Source organism: Streptomyces vietnamensis (assembly GCF_000830005.1).
Taxonomy (GTDB): domain Bacteria; phylum Actinomycetota; class Actinomycetes; order Streptomycetales; family Streptomycetaceae; genus Streptomyces; species Streptomyces vietnamensis.
In genome coordinates, this window is sequence record NZ_CP010407.1 from 3,202,770 (window position 1) to 3,221,462 (window position 18,693).

Genomic DNA, 18,693 nt, shown 5'->3' on the forward strand with positions numbered 1-18,693 from the left:
TGGAAAGCGACTCCACACCGTGATCTACCGGCACTTTAACGCGCCCTCGCGCGGCTTCACCCAGTTCTCGCACGACATCATCCGGCATCCCCGCCTCTCCTCCGACGCCGTCCGCCTCCTGACCTGGCAGCTCTCCCTCCCCCACGGCGCCCGCGAATCCCTCTCCCGCACCGCCGAACGCGCCCGGATCGGGGGATCCGCCTTCATGCGCGCCAAGCGACAGCTCAAGGAGGAAGGCTTCGTCCACGAACGGCGGGTCCAGGGACCCGGCGGCCTCTGGTCCACCCAACAGCTCGTCTCCAGCACCCCGTTGACCGCCGACCAGGCCGCCAAACTCCTCGCCCGGGAACCCCTCCCCACGTCTTCCCAGGTCACACCGACTCCCCGGAAACCGGCCGCCGGTCATCCGACGGCCCCGCCGACCGGCGGTCATCCAAAGACACACCCTGAGGGGAACACCTCCAACCTTCCCCCGGAGGCCGCCGAGACAGCCGAGGAGGCGTCGCCTCGACTCGACGACGCCCGCGCCCTCGTCGGCGTACTTCCCCTCCTCTCCCCCACCCTCCGCCACATCCCGCCCGGCATGCGCGACGAACTCGCCCACCTCGCCGCCCGCTGGCTCGACGCCGGCCACACCTCCACCGACGTCCACGAACACATCCTGCGCGGCCTTCCCAGTGCCTCGACCCCCGTACACCGGCCCGGCGGCCTCGTCCGCTACCTCCTGCGCGACGTACCCCGCCGCGAGCTGCCATCCCTGGTCTCCTCCGGGCCACGGATCTCCGCACGCCTCGAAGGTGCCCGGGAGTGCGCCGGTCGCCATACCCAGACGACGCTGTTCCGGCCCCTCGGCGACGAGACGCACTGCGCCGAGTGCGCCCTGAACGCTTCCCTCTGACTCCCGTACGCTCGAAGGACCCGACCCATCGACCAGGAAGGCCCCACCATGCCCCGCATCCCCTCCCCCGCCATAGCCGCCGCCGGGCTCGTCGGTGGGTACGCCGTCGCTCGGTGGACCAAGAAGCGGCCCCTCGGGGGTGTCGTGCTCGCCGTGGCCGGTGGGGTCGCCGCTCGGGAGTGGCAGCAGGTGGGTGGGGGGAAGGTGGCCGCCGGGCTCGGCACCGCTTACGTCGCCGCCTTCGCCGGGTCCCACCCGCTCGCCAAGAAGATCGGCGCCTGGCCCGCCGTGTTCTCCGTGGCCGGGGGCATGGCCGCCGCCTCCTGGGCCGTCACCCGCGGGAAGTAGCCGGTAAGGCCGTCACCCGCGGGAAGGCGTGACGAACCGCGCCGTCACCCGCGGGAAGTAGCCGGGAAGGCCTGCACCCCCGGTAAGCAGCCGGGAAGTGGCCTCAGCCGCCCACCGCCTGGCTCACCGTGTAGATCAGGAGGCCCGCCAGGGCGCCGACCACCGTGCCGTTGATGCGGATGAACTGGAGGTCGCGGCCGATGTTGGCCTCGATCTTGCGGGAGGTCTGGGCGGCGTCCCAGCCGGCGACCGTGTCGGTGATCAGGGACGTGATCTCGTGGCGGTATGTCGTGACCACGTACGCCGCCGCGTCTTCCGCCCAGCCTTCCACCTTCCCCTGCAGCCTCGCGTCCGTCGACAGGCGCGTGCCCAGGGAGATCAGGGAGGCGCGGGCGCGGAGGCGGAGCTGGCTGCGGTCGTCCTCGGCCGCCGCGATGATCAGGGACCGCACCGACGCCCACGCCGAGGCGATGATGTCCTGGACCTCCGGCCGGGCCAGGAGGTCCGACTTCAGGCGCTCGACACGCGCCCGCGTGTCCGTGTCCGCCTGGAGGTCGGCCGCGAAGTCCGTCAGGAAGCGGTCGATCGCGCCGCGCGCCGGGTGCCCCGGCATGTCCCGCATCTCCGTCACGAAGCGGAGCAGCTCCTTGTAGACGCGTTCGCCGATCCGGCGGTCCACGAAGCGTGGCGTCCAGCCCGGTGCTCCGCCCTGCACCGCGTCCATCACCGAGTCCCCGTGCGTCACCAGCCAGTCGTGCGCGCGCGTGCAGATCAGGTCCACCGCCCGGTGGTGCGCCCCGTCGGCCACCACCTTCTCCAGGGTCTTGCCCAGGCCTGGAGCGATTTCCGCCGCCTCCGCTCGTCGCGTGATCGCCTCCCCCACCACCGCCTGCACGTCCGCGTCGCGGAGGACAGTCAGCGCGCCCCGTAGGGCCGTGGAGAGTTCCGCCGTCACCCGGTCCGCGTGTGCCGGGTCCGCCAGCCACGCCCCCAGGCGGCGGCCGATGCCCAGGGCGTGCAATCTGCCTCGTACCACGTCGGCCGAGAGGAAGTTCTCTCCCACGAACGTGCCCAGCGACGCTCCCAGCTGGTCCTTCTTCGTCGGGATGATCGCCGTGTGCGGGATGGGGAGTCCCAGGGGGCGCCGGAAGAGCGCCGTCACCGCGAACCAGTCCGCCAGCGCGCCGACCATGCCCGCCTCCGCCGCCGCCGCGACATAGCCCGCCCAGGCCCCCCAGCCCTCGTTCCGCGCCCACGTCGCCAGGCCGTAGACCACGGCCACCAGCGCCAGCAGGGCCGTCGCCAGCGTCTTCATCCGGCGGACGCCCCTGCTCTTCTCCTCGTCCGCCGCCGTGTACGAGAAACTCACCATCGACTCGACCTCCTACTTCAGGGACTCCCGGCGCTCGTCCCGAGTTCCCCCGTACATCTTCGCGATCACCGCCTCGATGTCCGGCTCCCGCACCGAGAGGTCGAGCAGGGGGTACTTCGCCGCCACCGCCGCCACCAGCGGCGCCGCCGACTCCGTCGCGGGGAACGCGAGCCACTGACGCGGGCCCTCCGACCGTACGAAACGGGCCCCCGGCACGTCCGTGATCGGCGGCAGCTCCCGCTCCAGGTCCACCACCAGGAGCCGTTCGCTCTCCCCCACCGCGTGCAGGCCGGCCAGCTCCCCGTCGTACATCAGGCGCCCGTGGTCGATCACCATCACCCGCGAGCAGAGCTGCTCGATGTCCGTGAGGTCGTGGGTGGTCAGGAGGACCGTCGTGCCCCGGGTCGCGTTCAGGTCCTTCAGGAACTCGCGAACCCTCGCCTTCGACACCACGTCCAGGCCGATCGTCGGCTCGTCCAGGTACAGCACCTCCGGATCGTGCAGCAGCGCCGCCGCGATGTCGCCGCGCATCCGCTGGCCCAGGGACAGCTGCCGTACCGGCACGTCGAGCAGGTCGCCCAGGTCCAGGAGGTCCACGCAGCGGGCCAGGTTCTCCTCGTAGCGGGCGTCGGGGATCCGGTACATGCGGTGCACCAGCCTGTACGAATCCTTCAGCGGCAGATCCCACCAGAGCGTCGTCCGCTGACCGAAGACCACCCCTATCCGCTGCGCCAGACGCGTCCGCTCCCGCGCCGGATCGATGCCCGCCACCCGCAGCCGGCCCCCACTGGGCGTCAGGATGCCGGTGAGCATCTTGATCGTCGTCGACTTCCCGGCGCCGTTCGGGCCGATGTAGCCGACCATCTCCCCGCGCTCCACGCCGAAACCGATGCCGTCGACCGCCCTGACCTCCCGCTTCTCGCGGCGGAACAGGCCGGCCTTCCTTCGGACCGTGAAGATCTTCTCCACGCCGTCCAGTTCGATGAAGGGCATAGTCGCTCAGCTTCCTGTCGATCTGTACGAGCGGATCCCCGCCCGCCACGCCAGCCCCGCCACCCCGCAGCTCACCGCCGCCACCAGCGGCGACGCGAACGCCGCCCACTCCGGCACCCCCGCCGGAGCCGGCCGGCCGAGCACGTAAAGCGCGGGCAGCCAGCTCACGAACGCCAGCGGCACGACGTACACGACACCCCGCACCAGCTCCTGCGCGAAGATCGTCGGCGGGTACTGGAGGAGGGTGTTCCCGCCGTACGTGAAGGAGTTCGTGACCTCCGCCGCGTCCTGCATCCAGAACAGGGCCGACGCGCCCACCACCATCACCGCACCGAAGATCACCGCCCCGCACACCACCGTCACCGGCAGCAGCACCGCCCTCAGCGGCGTCCACTCCACGTCCAGGAGAACCAGACTCCAGACCAGGACCAGCAGGCCCTGCGCCACCCTGCCGAACCTCCGCAGCGCGAACTTGTCCGCCGCCACCTGCGCGAGCAGCGGCGCCGGACGCATCAGGAACGTGTCGAGCGAACCGTCCCTCACCCGCTTCCCCATCCGCTGCAGCGAGCCCATCGTCAGGTCCGCGATCCCGAACGACGTGCCCGCCGTCCCGTACAGCAGGGCCACCTCCGCGAACGAGAAGCCGCCGAGCCCCCGCACCTGACCGAACATCAGAAGGATCACGACGAAGTCGAAGAACGTGACGCAGAAGCTGGTGACGAGGGTCAGGACGAAGGACGAGCGGTACGTCATCGTCGACCGGATCCACATGCCCGCCACCATCCGGTACGTGCGCCACGAATCAGCCGGCGGCGAGCTCAGTGACCTACCCACCCTGCACCACCACCTTCCGCGTCGCCGCCGCCTGCGCCGCCCTCCCCGCGCCGAGCAGGACCAGCGCCCAGCAGCCCTGGAAGGCGTACGCCCCCGCCAGCTCCCGGCCCGTCCCGTACCTCCCCAGGTACACATCGGCCGGCACCTGCAGCAGCGACGCCCACGGCAGCATCCGCGCGAGCTCGCCGAGCGCGCCCGGGAAGACGTTCAGCGGGAGCAGCATCCCGGAGAAGAACAGGCCGCCCAGCCAGGCCACCTGCACCACCCCCTGGCCGTCCAGCAGCCAGAACGCGCTCATCGCCACCAGGTACCAGAGCGCGAAGCCGACCGTCGACCCCAGCGCCACCGCAAGGAGGAACGCGAGCCACCTGCCCGGCCCCGACGGCAGGGTGAAGTCGAAGACCAGCGCCCCGAGCGCCATCGGGGCGACCCCGCGGCCGAGCAGCTGGTACGCGGAGCGGCCGGCGTTGGCCGAGAACCACCAGGCCTGGAGATCGGCGGGACGGTAGAGGTCGACCGCGATGTCACCGGTCCTGATCCGCTCGATCAGCTCGTCCTCGAAGCCGCCGCCCATCAGCCCGCAGACCGTGATCAGCGCCTGCCCGATCCACACGTAGGCGAGGGCGTCGTCCATGGAGTAGCCGCCGAGCCGCGGCCGTTCGTCCCAGAGGGCGATGTACGTGTACGAGAGCACGAAGCCGAAGACGCTGTTGGTGAAGACGCCCGCGGCCGTGGCCACCCGGTAGGTCGCGAAGCGCCGGAAACCGCCCGCGGCCACCATCGCGTACAGCCGCAGCATGAAGGGCCCTTTCCGGTACGTACGACGGCGAAGCGCACGACCCTAGTGGCTCCGCCCGGCGCGCCGCGAGCGGTTTTCACGCCACCTTCGGGTCGGTTGGGAGATTTCCGGGGAGTTTCCACCGATTGCATGCAGTATGTGATGCCATGTCCCCTTCCTCTGGTACGAGTGGTACGAGCTCGGATACGAACTGGGAGCCGAGGGACCCCACCCTCCCCGCACCACACCCCGACGACGGACCACCCGACGACCGACCGCGAAGCCGCCCCCGCCGCGTCCTCCGCACCCTCCTCGGGCTCCTCCTCCTCGGCGCGCTCCTGCTCACCGGCGCCTTCGTCGCCGGCTACCTCCTGGTGGAGATCCCGCCCGCCAACGCCGCCGCCGTCGCCCAGTCCAACGTCTACCTCTACCGGGACGGCACCCCCCTCGCCCGCGACGGCGAGGTCAACCGCGAGAACGTCCCCCTCGACCAGGTCCCGCTCCCCGTCCGCCGGGCCGTCCTCGCCGCCGAGGAACGCGACTTCCAGACCTCGCGCGCCGTCGACCCCAAGGCCATGGTCCGCGCCGCCTGGAACACCGTCACCGGCAAGGGCCGCCAGTCCGGCTCCACCATCACCCAGCAGTACGTCAAGAACTACTACCTGGGCCAGGAACAGACCCTCACCCGCAAGGCCAAGGAGTTCTTCATCGCGCTCAAACTCGGCCGCGAGAAGAGCAAGGAGGAGATCCTCCAGGGCTACCTGAACACCAGCTACTTCGGCCGCAACGCCTACGGCATCCAGGCCGCCGCCCGCGCCTACTACGGCAAGGACGTCGACCGCCTCGACACCGCCGAAGGCGCGTACCTCGCCTCCCTCCTCAAGGCCCCCAGCGCCTACGACGTCACCACCCACCCCGAGAACCGGGCCAAGGCCCTCGCCCGCTGGCACTACGTCCTCGACGGCATGGTCACCGAAGGCTGGCTCTCCCCCGCCGCCCGCGCCACCGCCCGCTTCCCCGCCCCCCAGACCGCCCACGCCGCGACCAACCTCTCCGGCCAGCGCGGCTACCTCGTCCAGGCCGTCGAGCAGTACCTCACCGACCACGGGATCGTCGACGAGAAGACCCTCGCCGGCGGCGGCTTCCGCATCACCACCACCCTGGAACCCGCCAAACAGGAGGCCCTCGTCGACGCCGTCGAGGAGCGGGTCGTCTCCCGGCTCGACCCGACGACCGCCCCCACCGACCGGTACGTACGGGTCGGGGCCGCGGCCGTCGACCCCGCCAACGGCAAGGTCCTCGCCATGTACGGCGGCGTCGACTACACCCAGCAGTACGTCAACAACGCCACCCGCCGCGACTACCAGGTCGGCTCCACCTTCAAGCCCTTCGTCTTCACCGCCGCCGTCCAGAACGACGCCCAGACCCAGCAGGGCCGGCCCATCACCCCGTACACCGTCTACGACGGCACCAACCGGCGCCCGGTGGAGGGATGGAACGGCGACCCGTACGACCCCGCCAACGAGGACGAGGCCAGCTACGGCGACATCAACGTCGGCGCCGCCACCGGCCTGTCCGTGAACACCGTGTACGCCCAGATGGCCGTCGACGTCGGCCCCGCACACGTACGGCGCACCGCGATCGCCCTCGGCCTGCCCGGCTCCACCCCCGACCTCACCGCCTCCCCCTCCATCGCCCTCGGCTCCGCCACCGCCAGCGTCCTCGACATGGCCTCCGCGTACGCGACGCTCGCCGCGCACGGCCGGAACGGCACGTACTCCCTCGTCGAGGAGATCAGCCGGAACGGCCAGGCACTCGACCTCCCCGGCGTCCCCCGCCGACAGGCCGTGAGCCGCGAGGCCGCCGACACCACCACGTCGATCCTGCGGAGCGTCGTCGAGACCGGCACCGGCACGGCCGCACAGGCCGCCGGACGCCCGGCCGCCGGCAAGACCGGCACCGCGGAGGACGACAAGGCCGCCTGGTTCGCCGGCTACACCCCCGAGCTCGCCACCGTCGTCGCCGTCATGGGCCAGGACCCCGAATCGGGCGCCCAGGAATCGCTGTACGGCGCCCTCGGCCAGCCGCGCATGAACGGCGGCGGGGTGCCCGCCGAGATCTGGGGCCGGTTCACCCGCGAGGCACTGGACGGGGTCCCCGCACGCGACTTCGAGCTCCGGCTGATGCCGGGGGCGGAGGCGCCACCGGTCCCGCCGGTGCCGGACGGGCCGGAGGGCTCGCCTGAGAGCTCGCCCGAGAGCTCGCCCGAGGGCGCGCCGGAGGGCTCGTACGAAGCGGGCGAGACCGGCGAGGCCGGGCCGGGCGCCGCGCATCCCTCCGTACGGCCGTCCGGGGCCTCCGGGGCCCCTGGGGCCCCTGGCGCCCCTGGGGTCCCTGTACCTCCTGTGACCCCTGCGGCCCCTGCGGCCCCTGCGGCCCCCGGGGTCAGTGACCGCTCGTCGCCTTGAGCCCCACCACGGCGACCAGCAGCAGACAGACGAAGAAGATCCGGGCGGCGGTCGCCGGCTCACCGAGCACCACCATGCCGAGCACCGCCGCACCGGCCGCACCGATGCCGACCCACACGCCGTACGCCGTACCGATCGGCAGCGTCTTGGCCGCCTGCGACAGCAGCATCATGGAGGCGACGATCCCCGCGCCGGTGAGGACACTGGGCCAGAGCCGGGTGAAGCCGTCCGTGTACTTCATACCGATGGACCAGCCGACCTCGAGCAGACCGGCGACGATCAGCAGAACCCAGGCCATGACGAGACACCTCCGCGAGACGGAACAACAGGGGTGCGTCGTCTTGTCGTCAACCCGGTACGGCGCGTCTCGTCGGGGTGTCTCCAGGCTAGCAAAGAACAGGCAAAGGCCCCGGTGACTCCGGTCACCAGGGCCTTCGCGCTCGTCTGCCTACAGGTACAGGCCCGTCGAGTCCGACGTCCCCTGGAACCGGTCCGCCGCCACCGCGTGCAGATCGCGCTCCCGCATCAGGACGTACGCGACACCCCGCACCTCGACCTCGGCACGGTCCTCGGGGTCGTACAGCACCCGGTCACCGATCTCGACGGTACGGACGTTCTGACCGACCGCGACCACCTCGGCCCAGGCCAGGCGACGGCCCACGGCGGCCGTCGCCGGAATCAGGATGCCGCCGCCGGAACGCCGCTCCCCCTCCGGGGAATCGGTGCGGACCAGGACCCGGTCGTGGAGCATCCGGATGGGCAGCTTGTCGTGCGTGTTCTCGCTCACCCTGTGAACTTACCTGCCCGGGCGTGTCGCCCGTAGCCGGGGAGGCTCACGCCTTGTGCCGCCGCGAGGAGGAAACGATCAGCCCGACGACGGCGAGGGCCACGACGGCCGCCGGAACGACCCGCTCCAGACGGGGCGCGCCGTCCTCGTGGGTGAAGCGGGCCTTCACGTCCGAGACGACCCGGTTGACGGCGACGAAGGCGCGCCCGGCCGTCTGGTCGACCGTCGAGGCGACCCTGGCCTTGGCGTCCCCGATGATCGTCTTCGGGTGCATCCGAATGCCGATCTCGTCGAGAGTGACGGCGAGCTGCTCGCGCCGGCGGACGATGTCCGCCTCGATCTGTGCAGGGGTCCTGGCCTCCGACACCGCGCTGCCTCCGTGGTCGTATTCCGGTCGTTGACGGCCAGTCTGTCAGCTCCGGCGCGATCGGGTCGCGCCAGACCCCCATTAGGCTCTTTATCGCGTACGCGAACACCCCGAGGAGAGCCAGCCATGAGCGAGCGACTGCAGCCCGGCGACACCGCCCCCGCCTTCACCCTTCCCGACGCGGACGGCAACGAGGTCTCCCTCGCGGACCACAAGGGCCGCAAGGTCATCGTCTACTTCTACCCGGCGGCGCTGACCCCCGGCTGCACGAAGCAGGCGTGCGACTTCACGGACAACCTCGACGTCCTGGCCTCCGCCGGCTACGACGTCATCGGCGTGTCCCCGGACAAGCCGGAGAAGCTGGCGAAGTTCCGCGAGAAGGAGAACCTGAAGGTCACGCTGGTCGGCGACCCGTCGAAGGAGACCCTGGAGGCGTACGGCGCCTTCGGCGAGAAGAAGCTGTACGGCAAGGTCGTGACGGGCGTGATCCGCTCGACGGTCGTCGTCGACGAGGACGGCAAGGTGGAACACGCCTTCTACAACGTGAAGGCCACGGGCCACGTCGCCAAGATCATGAGGGACCTGGGCGTCTGAGCCCCCGCTTTTCCGGAACGGCCCGCACCCCCGACTTCGGGCGGTGCGGGCCGTTCCGTTTATCGCACGCGACAGTACGCGATATGGCGTAACCGTCCGATATTCGACTCGTTAACCCGTACGAGATCCGTACTGGGGAGGGGGTCCGATGGGGACGAGCCCGTACACGAAGGACCGGCTCAGCGCAGCCGTGGCGGAATCAAAGGGGTGGGCCGACCTGATGCGTCGGCTCCAATTGGGGGCGAGCGGCGGCCGACGCCGGACACTTCAGGCGAAGGTTGCCGAGTACGGCATCGACACCAGCCACTTCAAGCAGCAGAGCCCCTGGCGCAAGTACACGGACACCGCCATCGCCGAGGCGGTCGCCGCCTCTACGACGCTCCGCGAGGTCGCACAGAGACTCGGCGTTCCCCCGGCGACCGGAACGCTCTCGCACATCAGCCGACGGATCGCAGCAGCCGGAATCGATGTGAGCCGGTTCCCCGGCCTGAACCGCTCGACCACGGACCTGCCGTTCACCACGGAGGAGCTCAAGAGCGCCGCAGCGGCCACACGGAGCGTCAGAGAAATGGCTCGCCTGCTGGGCGTAGGCGATGACGGCAGGTCCCGCGCCGCGCTCAGGCACATGCTCCACGAGCGGGGAATCGACATCTCCCACTTCACCCACCGGCGCGTCCGGGTGCCGGAGGACCGTCTGCGAGCAGCGGTGACCGACGCCACCAGCTTCGCCGACGTGATGCGCGCGCTCGACCTCCCCGTGACCGACCAGAACCACCGCCGGGTACGGCGGTGGGTGTCCGAGCTCGGGCTCGACACGTCGCACTTCAAGCGACGTACATGGGGCACAGTGCGGGGCACAGCTCGGGTCACAGCGCCGAAGACCATCGCGGACACGGTCTTCCGGGTACGCCCGGAAGGATCGTCGCGCGAGAACCGCGACCGGCTCCAGCGCGCCCTCACCGAGGTGGGCGTCCCGTACCGCTGCGTCGAGTGCGGGAACGAGGGCAAGTGGCGGGGTGGGGCCATCACTCTGCAGATCGACCACATCAACGGGGACTGGCTCGACAACCGTCGGGAGAACCTTCGCTACCTGTGCCCCAACTGCCACTCGATGACCGCCACTTGGTGCCGAGGCGGTAGGCGTCGCCAGTCGACATAGCAACATCCCCGCCCACACCGGCCGCCTGCCCGCTAGCATGGCAGGCGCTAGCGGCCTTGGCGGAACGGCAGACGCCTCGCGTTTAGGGCGCGATGGGAGCAATCCCGTGAGGGTTCGAATCCCTCAGGCCGCACAAACCGTTAAATCGAAGGCCTCATCCGAAACTTGCACGGATGAGGCCTTCGCCGTACGCCTCTCAGCCCAGCAGTTCCTTCACCACCGGCACCAGCGCCCTGAACGCCTTGCCCCTGTGGCTGATCGCGTTCTTCTCCGCCGGCGTCAGCTGCGCGCACGTCACCTCGTAGCCCTCCGGCTGGAGGATCGGGTCGTAGCCGAAGCCGTTCGTGCCGACGGGGGCGTGGCGGAGGGTGCCCGGCATGTGGCCTTCGACGACCCTCTCCGTGCCGTCCGGGAGGGCGAGGGCCGCCGCGCAGGCGAAGTGAGCGCCTCTGTGTTCGTCCGCGATGTCCGAGAGCTGGGCCAGCAGGAGGTTCAGGTTGGCGCGGTCGTCGCCGTGGGTGCCTGCCCAGCGGGCCGAGAAGATGCCGGGGGCGCCGTTGAGGACGTCGACGCAGAGGCCCGAGTCGTCGGCGACGGCCGGGAGGCCGGTGGCCTGGGCCAGGGCGTGGGCCTTCAGCAACGCGTTCTCGGCGAAGGTGACGCCCGTTTCCTTGACGTCGGGGATGTCGGGGTACGCGTCCGCGCCGACGAGTTCGAGGTCGAGGCCCGCGTCGGCGAGGATCGCGTGGAGTTCGGTGATCTTGCCCGCGTTGCGGGTGGCGAGGATCAGGCGCTGTCGGGTCATGCCCCGATTATCCCGGGGTGCAAACCTTCGCCACTTCGCCCGCCGCGTCCGTGATCGGGGTGATGTCCGGGGTGCTGTCGCCGTTCTTGACCGCCGTGCGGACCGAGTCCACGCCCTTCGTCAGGTCGTCGACGGCCTTCGACAGGTCGGCGTTGTCCGTCGTGTTCTTGATGTTGCCGAGTTCCGTGGAGATCGAGTTCAGGGACTCCTCGATCTGCGTCACGTCGTTGGAGGCGTTCGAGACCGCCTGCTGAAGGTTCTGGACGGACGTGGCTATCGCGTCGGCGGTGTTGACGCAGTCCATGGCCGTGTCGAGGGCTCCGCAGCCGCTCAGGACGGTGGTGAGCGCGGCGGCCGTGGCCACGGTGAGTGCGAGACGGCGCTTCGGCTTCAAGGCGGGTCCTCCCCCAGGTGCATGCGGACGGGCGGGCGCCCGGATCGTACCGGGTGCCCGCCCGTCAGGACGCAGCGAGGTGTCAGAGGGTTCCTTCGAGGGCCTTGCGCTGGATCTCGGCGAGTTCGGCGCAGCCGCCGGAGGCGAGGTCGAGGAGGGCGTTGAGTTCCTTGCGGTCGAAGGGCTCGGCCTCGGCGGTGCCCTGGACCTCGACGAAGCGGCCGTCGCCGGTGCAGACGACGTTCATGTCGGTGTCGGCGCGGACGTCTTCCTCGTAGCAGAGGTCGAGGAGGGGGACGCCGTCGACGATGCCGACGGAGACGGCGGCGACGGTGCCGGTGAGGGGCTTGCGGCCGGCCTTCACGAGCTTCTTCTGCTGGGCCCAGCCGATGGCGTCGGCCAACGCCACGTACGCGCCGGTGATGGCCGCCGTGCGGGTGCCGCCGTCGGCCTGGAGGACGTCGCAGTCGAGGACGATGGTGTTCTCGCCGAGGGCCTTGTAGTCGATGACGGCGCGGAGGGAGCGGCCGATGAGGCGGGAGATCTCGTGGGTGCGCCCGCCGATCTTGCCGCGGACGGATTCGCGGTCGCCGCGGGTGTTGGTGGCGCGGGGGAGCATGGAGTACTCCCCGGTGACCCAGCCTTCGCCGCTGCCCTTGCGCCAGCGCGGGACGCCTTCGGTGACGGAGGCGGTGCAGAAGACCTTGGTGTCGCCGAAGGAGATGAGGACGGAGCCCTCGGCGTGCTTGCTCCAGCCGCGTTCGATGGTGACGGGGCGGAGCTGTTCGGGGGTACGGCCGTCGATGCGAGACATGCCACGAGCCTAGCCGGACATGGCGGAGGGCCCGTTCCCCTGCCGGAACGGGCCCTCCTCAGGAAGTGAGCGGAATGCTCACGCTCACATCAGGTCTTCGATCTCCGCGGCGATCGGGTCGGCGTCGGTGCCGATGACGACCTGGATGGCGGTGCCCATCTTCACGACGCCGTGGGCGCCGGCGGCCTTCAGGGCGGCCTCGTCGACGAGGGCGGGGTCCACGACCTCGGTGCGCAGGCGGGTGATGCAGCCTTCGACCTCTTCGATGTTGTCGATGCCGCCGAGCCCGGCGACGATCTTCTCAGCCTTGCTGGCCATGTGTTTCTCCCTGTCCGTTCTGCGTACCGACGGTCCGCTTTGTCACGGTAACCCACGGTTGGCCCAACTTTGCGAGCGAGTGCGGCCGTTCTGTCGAATGATGACGATCACCGGCGGCCTGTCCTCAGCGGGCTCCCGGAGCCTACCGCAACTGGTCTACACCAGTGTGCAACGAGATGCGTGCCCGGGGTGTTCCGGGCAGGGAGGACGCCGATGAGTACCGACAGCCCCGCGGCGGCACCGAAACCGGGACCGAAACCGAAGAAGGCCGTGTCCTGGGGCGGGTTCTTCCAGGGTCTCCAGAAGATGGGCCGCAGCCTCCAGCTCCCGATCGCCGTCCTCCCGGCCGCGGGCATCATCAACCGCCTGGGGCAGCCGGACGTCTTCGGCGCCGACGGCCTGGGCTGGGACAACGTCGCGAAGGTGATGGCGGGCGCCGGTGGTGCGCTGCTCGACGGCAGTCTCGGTCTGCCCCTGCTGTTCTGCATCGGTGTCTCGATCGGCATGGCGAAGAAGGCGGACGGCTCGACCGCGCTCGCGGCCGTGGTCGGCTTCCTCGTCTACTACAACGTGCTGCACCAGTTCCCGAAGGACTGTCCGGCGGGCACGGTGGACATCAAGGGCGGCTGCATCTCGCCCGAACAGGTCTTCACCGGGTACACGTACCAGAACCCCGGCGTCTTCGGCGGCATCCTCATGGGCCTGATGGCCGCCTGGTTCTGGCAGCGGTACCACCGGACGAAGCTCGTCGACTGGCTGGGCTTCTTCAACGGCCGCCGGCTCGTGCCGATCATCATGACGTTCGTGGCGATCGCGTTCGCCGCGATCTGCCTGTGGATCTGGCCGCCGATCGGTGACGCCCTGGAGAACTTCAGCGACTGGCTGGTCGGTCTCGGCGCCTGGGGTTCGGGCATCTTCGGCGTCGCCAACCGCGCGCTGCTCGTCATCGGCCTGCACCAGTTCCTGAACGTGCCCATCTGGTTCCAGTTCGGCTCGTACACCAAGCCGGACGGCACGGTGGTGCACGGCGACATCCCGATGTTCCTCGCGGGCGACCCGAACGCCGGCCAGTTCCTGACGGGCTTCTTCCCGATCATGATGTTCGCGCTGCCGGCGGCGGCGCTCGCGATCACGCACTGCGCGAGGCCGCACCGGCGCAAGGCGGTCGGCGGCATGATGCTCTCGGTCGCCCTGACCTCGTTCGTCACCGGCATCACCGAGCCGATCGAGTACTCGTTCCTGTTCATCGCGCCGCTGCTGTACGCGATCCACGCCGTGCTGACCGGTGTGTCGATGGCGCTGACCTGGGCGCTCGGCGTCCACGACGGCTTCAGCTTCTCGGCCGGCCTGATCGACTACGTGATCAACTGGAACCTCGCGACGAAGCCGTGGCTGATCATTCCGATCGGCCTGGGGTTCGCGGTCGTGTACTACGTGATCTTCCGGTTCGCGATCACCAGGTTCGACCTCCCGACGCCGGGGCGCGAGCCGGAGGAGGTCGAGGAGGAGATCGAGCGGGAGAACGTCAAGTGACCCCGCGATCACCCGGCGAGACCTGACCGCTTTCAGGGCTTTCGCCCCCCTCGTAAGGCCCGTCGAAGGCCCCCGGACCTGACCGTCCGGGGGCCTTTTGTCGTTCATCTCCGGCTATGGCTGCGCACACAGAATTCGCAGGTTCCTTATCTAAGTCTCACGTGCTAAAACTGGTCTACACCACTCATTGGTGTAGACCACGCGGTCCAGACCACCGCGTTCCACGAGACGTCGCCTCCCCCCGTGTTCCCTGTCCCGGGCGGCGCCTTGCCTTACTGGAGGAAGTTGATGAGTACGGCCACCGCCCAGGCCGCCGCTCCCGCGAAGAAGCGCGGATCCGGCCTGTTCCAGGGCCTGCAGAAGGTCGGTCGCAGCCTGCAGCTGCCGATCGCCGTGCTGCCGGCCGCGGGTATCTTGCTCCGTCTCGGCCAGGCCGATGTGTTCGGCAAGGACGGTCTCGGCTGGGACAAGGTCGCGTCCGTCTTCGCCACCGCCGGCGGCGCGGTCTTCGACAACCTGCCCCTGCTCTTCTGCATCGGCGTCGCCATCGGCTTCGCCAAGAAGGCGGACGGCTCCACCGCCCTGGCCGCGCTCGTCGGCTTCCTGGTCTACAGCAACGTGCTGAAGGCCTTCCCGATCACCGAGGCCGTCGTCAACACGACCGCCAACAAGGGTGTCGACGTCGCCGCGACGTACAACAACCCGGGCGTCCTCGGCGGCATCCTGATGGGTCTGCTCTCGGCCGTCCTGTGGCAGCGGTTCCACCGCACCAAGCTGGTCGACTGGCTCGGCTTCTTCAACGGCCGCCGTCTCGTCCCGATCATCATGGCCTTCGTCGGCACCGCCGTCGGCGTCGTCTTCGGCCTGGTCTGGGAGCCGATCGGCGAGGGCATCTCCAGCTTCGGCGAGTGGATGACCGGCCTCGGCGCCGGTGGCGCCGGCCTCTTCGGCCTCATCAACCGCGCGCTGATCCCGGTCGGCATGCACCAGTTCGTGAACACCGTCTCCTGGTTCCAGATCGGTGACTTCACCAACGCCGCCGGCGAGGTCGTCCACGGTGACCTCAACCGCTTCTTCGCCGGTGACCCGAGCGCCGGAATCTTCATGTCGGGCTTCTTCCCGATCATGATGTTCGGCCTCCCGGCCGCCGCGATCGCCATCGCCCACGCCGCCCGCCCCGAGCGCCGCAAGGCCGTCATGGGCATGATGGTCTCCCTCGCGCTGACCTCCTTCGTCACCGGTATCACCGAGCCGATCGAGTTCACGTTCATGTTCATCGCGCCGGTCCTGTACGCGATCCACGCGGTCCTGACCGCCGTCTCCATGGCCGTCACCTGGGCCTTCGGCGTCCACGCGGGCTTCACCTTCTCCGCCGGCGGCATCGACTACCTGCTCAACTGGAACCTCGCGACCAAGCCGTGGATGATCATCCCGATCGGCCTCGTCTTCGCGGCGATCTACTACGTGGTCTTCCGCTTCGCGATCACCAAGTTCAACCTCCCCACCCCGGGCCGCGAGCCCGAGGAGGAGATCGAGGACCTCACCAAGGCGTGAGCCTCGCCCGTACGAGCCGGTACGAGCTGGTACGAGCTGGTACGGCGGAAGGCCCCGGAACCCTGATGGGTTCCGGGGCCTTCCCCGTGTCCGTACGCGCGCTCGGAGCGTCCGTACGCGTGCTCAGATCTCGTACACCGCGCCCGACCGCGCCAGCTCCGACGGGCCCTTGTACACCTCGCGCGCGTCCGCCAGGTTCAGCTCGCCGTCCGTCCACGGCGGGATGTGGGTGAGGACCAGCCGTCCCACCCCCGCCCGGGTGGCGTGCGCGCCGGCCTCGCGGCCGTTGAGGTGGAGGTCCGGGACGTCCTCCTTGCCGTGGGTAAAGGAGGCCTCGCAGAGGAAGAGGTCGGCGCCGTCGGCGAGGTCGTGCAGCGCCTCGCAGACCCCGGTGTCCCCGGAGTACGTGAGCGAACGGCCGCCGTGCTCGACCCGGATGCCGTACGCCTCGACCGGGTGGCACACCCTCTCCGTACGGACCGAGAACGGGCCGATCCCGAAGCTGTCGCCCGACTTCAGCGTGCGGAAGTCGAAGACCTCGCTCATCGAGGACGGCGAGGGGGTGTCCGCGTAGGCCGTGGTCAGGCGCTGCTCGGCGCCCTCGGGGGCGTACACGGGGATCGCGTCGCAGCGTCCGCCCTCGTGCCGGTAGTAGCGGGCGACGAAGTACCCGCACATATCGATGCAGTGGTCGGCGTGGAGGTGGCTGAGGAAGATCGCGTCGAGGTCGTACAGACCGATGTGGCGCTGCAGCTCGCCCAGGGCGCCGTTGCCCATGTCGAGGAGCAGCCGGAAGCCGTCGGCCTCGACGAGGTAGCTCGAACAGGCCGATTCCGCGGACGGGAACGACCCGGAGCAGCCGACGACGGTGAGCTTCATGGAGCGTGAACCTCCGTGGACGGGTGCGGGAAGCGCGCTGAGGGAGGGGAGGCTGTGCGGTCTGTCGAGCGTAAGGCGCACGCGGGCCTGTCGCTCCTTCGTGGTGGCCCGTTGTGGGCGAACTCACGGGCTCTGTCACCGGTTCGGATGGATGGCGGAGCGCGGCGGCGGGGTGGGGCGCGCGCCGGTACCTTCTTGAGGTATGGACACGTCGTGGTGGCCCGCGCTGGTCGCGGTCGTGGTGATCGCGCTGGTGGTGGCGCTCGCCGATGGGTGGAGGCGGTCGTCGCGGCGGCCGGCGCCCCGGAGGCCGGCGGGGCGGACGCGGCCTCCTCGCGGTCCGGCCGGGCCCCGGAGGGCCCCCGCGCGACCGGGCCGGGCGCCGAGGGCGGCGGAGATCTGGTGGGCGGACGTGCCCTTCGAGGACGGGCCCGGGTCGAAGGACCGGCCCTGCCTGGTGCTCGTGGTACGGGGGGACAGCGCGCTCGTCGCCAAGATCACCAGCAAGTACCACGACGAGCGGCCGGGGGTGATCGCGCTGCCGCCGGGGGCGGTGGGCGATGCGCAGGGGCGGCCGAGCTTCCTGGAGACGGATGAGCTGCGGGAGGTGCCGGTTGCGGACTTTCGGCGGCGGGTGGGGGAGGCGGACCCGGTTGTGTGGGACCAGGTCCGCCATCTTGCGCGTTAGCTTGTGCGGGGCCGCCGCCGGGTGCGGGGCCTGCGGGTGCGGGTTCAGGCGCGGGAGCCTAGGCCCGGCAAGGGGCGCCGTCCGTTGTGCCCACCCGTTCCGCCCCAGCGGAACGATTGCCCACAACGAAGGCGGGACGATTGCCCACACGGGGCACTACGCCCAGAGCTGGCCCTGGACCGCTTCGATTGCTTCTTCCGTCGTCTTGGCCGTGTAGAGGCCCGTCGACAGGTACTTCCAGCCGCCGTCTGCCACCACGAAGGCGATGTCGGCCGATTCGCCGGCCTTGAGGGCCTTGTTGCCCACGCCGATGGCCGCGTGGAGGGCGGCGCCGGTGGAGACGCCCGCGAAGATGCCCTCCTGCTGGAGGAGTTCGCGGGTGCGGGTGACCGCGTCGGCGGAGCCGACGGAGAAGCGGGTGGTGAGGACGGAGGCGTCGTACAGCTCGGGGACGAAGCCCTCGTCGAGGTTGCGCAGGCCGTAGACGAGGTCGTCGTAGCGCGGCTCGGCGGCGACGATCTTGACGTCGGGCTTGTGCTCGCGCAGGTACCGGCCGACGCCCATCAGCGTGCCCGTGGTGCCGAGGCCGGCCACGAAGTGGGTGATGGAGGGGAGGTCGGCGAGGATCTCGGGGCCGGTGGTGGCGTAGTGCGCGCCGGCGTTGTCCGGGTTGCCGTACTGGTAGAGCATCACCCAGGAGGGGTTCTCGGCGGAGAGCTCCTTGGCGACGCGTACCGCAGTGTTCGAGCCGCCGGCCGCGGGGGACGAGATGATCTCGGCACCCCACATGGCGAGCAGCTGGCGGCGCTCCTCGCTGGTGTTCTCGGGCATGACGCAGACGATGCGGTAGCCCTTGAGCTTGGCGGCCATGGCGAGGGAGATGCCGGTGTTGCCGCTGGTCGGCTCCAGGATGGTGCAGCCGGGGGTGAGGCGGCCGTCCTTCTCCGCCTGCTCGATCATGTGGAGCGCGGGGCGGTCCTTGACCGAGCCGGTGGGGTTGCGGTCCTCCAGCTTCGCCCAGATGCGGACGTCGTCCGAGGGCGAGAGCCGGGGGAGGCGAACCAGCGGCGTGTTGCCGACCGCGGCCAGCGAGGAGTCGTAACGCATGTG

21 protein-coding genes, 1 tRNA gene and 1 riboswitch are annotated in these 18,693 nt (G+C 70.1%); of the genes, 9 read left to right on the forward strand and 13 right to left on the reverse strand.

Annotated features, from left to right (window positions below; genetic code table 11):
• Positions 1 to 19: 19 nt before the first annotated feature.
• Positions 20 to 898 carry a hypothetical protein gene (locus SVTN_RS14155; protein ID WP_041129418.1) on the forward strand — a complete coding sequence of 293 codons (879 nt, stop codon included), beginning with the start codon at positions 20 to 22 and terminating at the stop codon, positions 896 to 898.
• A 48-nt stretch (positions 899 to 946) separates the two neighbouring features.
• Positions 947 to 1,246, forward strand: a complete 300-nt coding sequence (locus SVTN_RS14160) for a hypothetical protein (protein WP_041129419.1) — start codon at positions 947 to 949, stop codon at positions 1,244 to 1,246.
• Between the two features lie 103 nt (positions 1,247 to 1,349).
• Here SVTN_RS14160 and SVTN_RS14165 read toward each other — a convergent pair whose 3' ends face one another.
• From SVTN_RS14165 to SVTN_RS14180, 4 genes are read right to left on the reverse strand one after another with little or no spacing between them, the layout of a single operon-like run.
• Positions 1,350 to 2,618 (reverse strand): DUF445 domain-containing protein, encoded by a 1,269-nt coding sequence (locus SVTN_RS14165; RefSeq protein ID WP_041129420.1) that lies wholly within the window; start codon positions 2,616 to 2,618, stop codon positions 1,350 to 1,352.
• Between the two features lie 12 nt (positions 2,619 to 2,630).
• Positions 2,631 to 3,611, reverse strand: a complete 981-nt coding sequence (locus tag SVTN_RS43205) for an ABC transporter ATP-binding protein (RefSeq protein WP_041129421.1) — start codon at positions 3,609 to 3,611, stop codon at positions 2,631 to 2,633.
• 6 nt (positions 3,612 to 3,617) lie between these two features.
• Positions 3,618 to 4,394, reverse strand: coding sequence for an ABC transporter permease (locus tag SVTN_RS43210; protein WP_052499108.1), 777 nt, complete (start codon positions 4,392 to 4,394; stop codon positions 3,618 to 3,620).
• 43 nt (positions 4,395 to 4,437) lie between these two features.
• Positions 4,438 to 5,241 carry an ABC transporter permease gene (locus SVTN_RS14180; RefSeq protein WP_041133883.1) on the reverse strand — a complete coding sequence of 268 codons (804 nt, stop codon included), beginning with the start codon at positions 5,239 to 5,241 and terminating at the stop codon, positions 4,438 to 4,440.
• A 149-nt stretch (positions 5,242 to 5,390) separates the two neighbouring features.
• Here SVTN_RS14180 and SVTN_RS14185 point away from each other — a divergent pair, with 149 nt between their 5' ends.
• Positions 5,391 to 7,691, forward strand: a complete 2,301-nt coding sequence (locus SVTN_RS14185) for a transglycosylase domain-containing protein (RefSeq protein WP_078908346.1) — start codon at positions 5,391 to 5,393, stop codon at positions 7,689 to 7,691.
• On the opposite strand, the gene SVTN_RS14190 is transcribed toward SVTN_RS14185, so the two are convergent.
• The 3 genes from SVTN_RS14190 to SVTN_RS14200 form a co-directional block, all read right to left on the reverse strand.
• Positions 7,669 to 7,989, reverse strand: coding sequence for a DMT family transporter (locus tag SVTN_RS14190; protein ID WP_041129422.1), 321 nt, complete (start codon positions 7,987 to 7,989; stop codon positions 7,669 to 7,671). The two genes, SVTN_RS14185 and SVTN_RS14190, sit on opposite strands and share 23 nt — an antisense overlap.
• Before the next feature lie 32 nt (positions 7,990 to 8,021).
• Positions 8,022 to 8,083, reverse strand: a riboswitch (guanidine-III (ykkC-III) riboswitch).
• Between the two features lie 56 nt (positions 8,084 to 8,139).
• Entirely contained in the window at positions 8,140 to 8,478 is a 339-nt protein-coding gene (locus SVTN_RS14195) for a GroES family chaperonin (RefSeq protein ID WP_030554720.1), read from the reverse strand.
• Positions 8,479 to 8,524: 46 nt separating this feature from the next.
• On the reverse strand, positions 8,525 to 8,845 hold the full coding sequence (locus tag SVTN_RS14200; protein ID WP_041129423.1) for a DUF3618 domain-containing protein: 321 nt from the start codon (positions 8,843 to 8,845) through the stop codon (positions 8,525 to 8,527).
• A 126-nt stretch (positions 8,846 to 8,971) separates the two neighbouring features.
• Here SVTN_RS14200 and bcp point away from each other — a divergent pair, with 126 nt between their 5' ends.
• The 3 genes from bcp (at position 8,972) to SVTN_RS14215 (ending at position 10,731) form a co-directional block, all read left to right on the forward strand.
• On the forward strand, positions 8,972 to 9,439 hold the full coding sequence (gene bcp / locus SVTN_RS14205; RefSeq protein ID WP_041129424.1) for a thioredoxin-dependent thiol peroxidase: 468 nt from the start codon (positions 8,972 to 8,974) through the stop codon (positions 9,437 to 9,439).
• A gap of 148 nt (positions 9,440 to 9,587) precedes the next feature.
• On the forward strand, positions 9,588 to 10,598 hold the full coding sequence (locus SVTN_RS14210) for an HNH endonuclease (RefSeq protein WP_052499109.1): 1,011 nt from the start codon (positions 9,588 to 9,590) through the stop codon (positions 10,596 to 10,598).
• Positions 10,599 to 10,648: 50 nt separating this feature from the next.
• Positions 10,649 to 10,731, forward strand: a tRNA-Leu gene (locus SVTN_RS14215).
• A gap of 63 nt (positions 10,732 to 10,794) precedes the next feature.
• On the opposite strand, the gene rdgB is transcribed toward SVTN_RS14215, so the two are convergent.
• The 4 genes from rdgB to SVTN_RS14235 all read right to left on the reverse strand — a co-directional run bounded on the left by rdgB (position 10,795) and on the right by SVTN_RS14235 (position 12,929).
• Positions 10,795 to 11,403, reverse strand: coding sequence for an RdgB/HAM1 family non-canonical purine NTP pyrophosphatase (gene rdgB / locus SVTN_RS14220; RefSeq protein WP_041129425.1), 609 nt, complete (start codon positions 11,401 to 11,403; stop codon positions 10,795 to 10,797).
• A gap of 7 nt (positions 11,404 to 11,410) precedes the next feature.
• A complete protein-coding gene (locus SVTN_RS14225) occupies positions 11,411 to 11,797 on the reverse strand; it encodes a hypothetical protein (RefSeq protein WP_041129426.1) in 387 nt (128 codons plus the stop codon).
• 82 nt (positions 11,798 to 11,879) lie between these two features.
• The gene (gene rph / locus SVTN_RS14230) at positions 11,880 to 12,611 is read right to left on the reverse strand and encodes a ribonuclease PH (protein ID WP_041129427.1); all 732 of its coding nucleotides are present in this window, start codon (positions 12,609 to 12,611) and stop codon (positions 11,880 to 11,882) included.
• Positions 12,612 to 12,695: 84 nt separating this feature from the next.
• Positions 12,696 to 12,929 (reverse strand): PTS sugar transporter subunit IIB, encoded by a 234-nt coding sequence (locus SVTN_RS14235; RefSeq protein ID WP_041129428.1) that lies wholly within the window; start codon positions 12,927 to 12,929, stop codon positions 12,696 to 12,698.
• A gap of 213 nt (positions 12,930 to 13,142) precedes the next feature.
• Here SVTN_RS14235 and SVTN_RS14240 point away from each other — a divergent pair, with 213 nt between their 5' ends.
• Complete coding sequence (locus tag SVTN_RS14240; protein WP_041129429.1) at positions 13,143 to 14,462, forward strand: PTS transporter subunit EIIC; 1,320 nt, start codon at positions 13,143 to 13,145, stop codon at positions 14,460 to 14,462.
• A 288-nt stretch (positions 14,463 to 14,750) separates the two neighbouring features.
• The gene (locus SVTN_RS14245) at positions 14,751 to 16,016 is read left to right on the forward strand and encodes a PTS transporter subunit EIIC (protein WP_041129430.1); all 1,266 of its coding nucleotides are present in this window, start codon (positions 14,751 to 14,753) and stop codon (positions 16,014 to 16,016) included.
• 123 nt (positions 16,017 to 16,139) lie between these two features.
• Here SVTN_RS14245 and SVTN_RS14250 read toward each other — a convergent pair whose 3' ends face one another.
• A complete protein-coding gene (locus SVTN_RS14250) occupies positions 16,140 to 16,895 on the reverse strand; it encodes an MBL fold metallo-hydrolase (RefSeq protein WP_041129431.1) in 756 nt (251 codons plus the stop codon).
• Positions 16,896 to 17,097: 202 nt separating this feature from the next.
• On the opposite strand from SVTN_RS14250, the gene SVTN_RS14255 reads away from it, so the two are divergent.
• Positions 17,098 to 17,583 carry a type II toxin-antitoxin system PemK/MazF family toxin gene (locus SVTN_RS14255; protein WP_041129432.1) on the forward strand — a complete coding sequence of 162 codons (486 nt, stop codon included), beginning with the start codon at positions 17,098 to 17,100 and terminating at the stop codon, positions 17,581 to 17,583.
• A 156-nt stretch (positions 17,584 to 17,739) separates the two neighbouring features.
• Here the strand turns inward: SVTN_RS14255 and SVTN_RS14260 are convergent, their stop codons facing one another.
• Positions 17,740 to 18,690 carry a PLP-dependent cysteine synthase family protein gene (locus tag SVTN_RS14260; protein ID WP_041129433.1) on the reverse strand — a complete coding sequence of 317 codons (951 nt, stop codon included), beginning with the start codon at positions 18,688 to 18,690 and terminating at the stop codon, positions 17,740 to 17,742.
• Between the last annotated feature and the right edge of the window lie 3 nt (positions 18,691 to 18,693).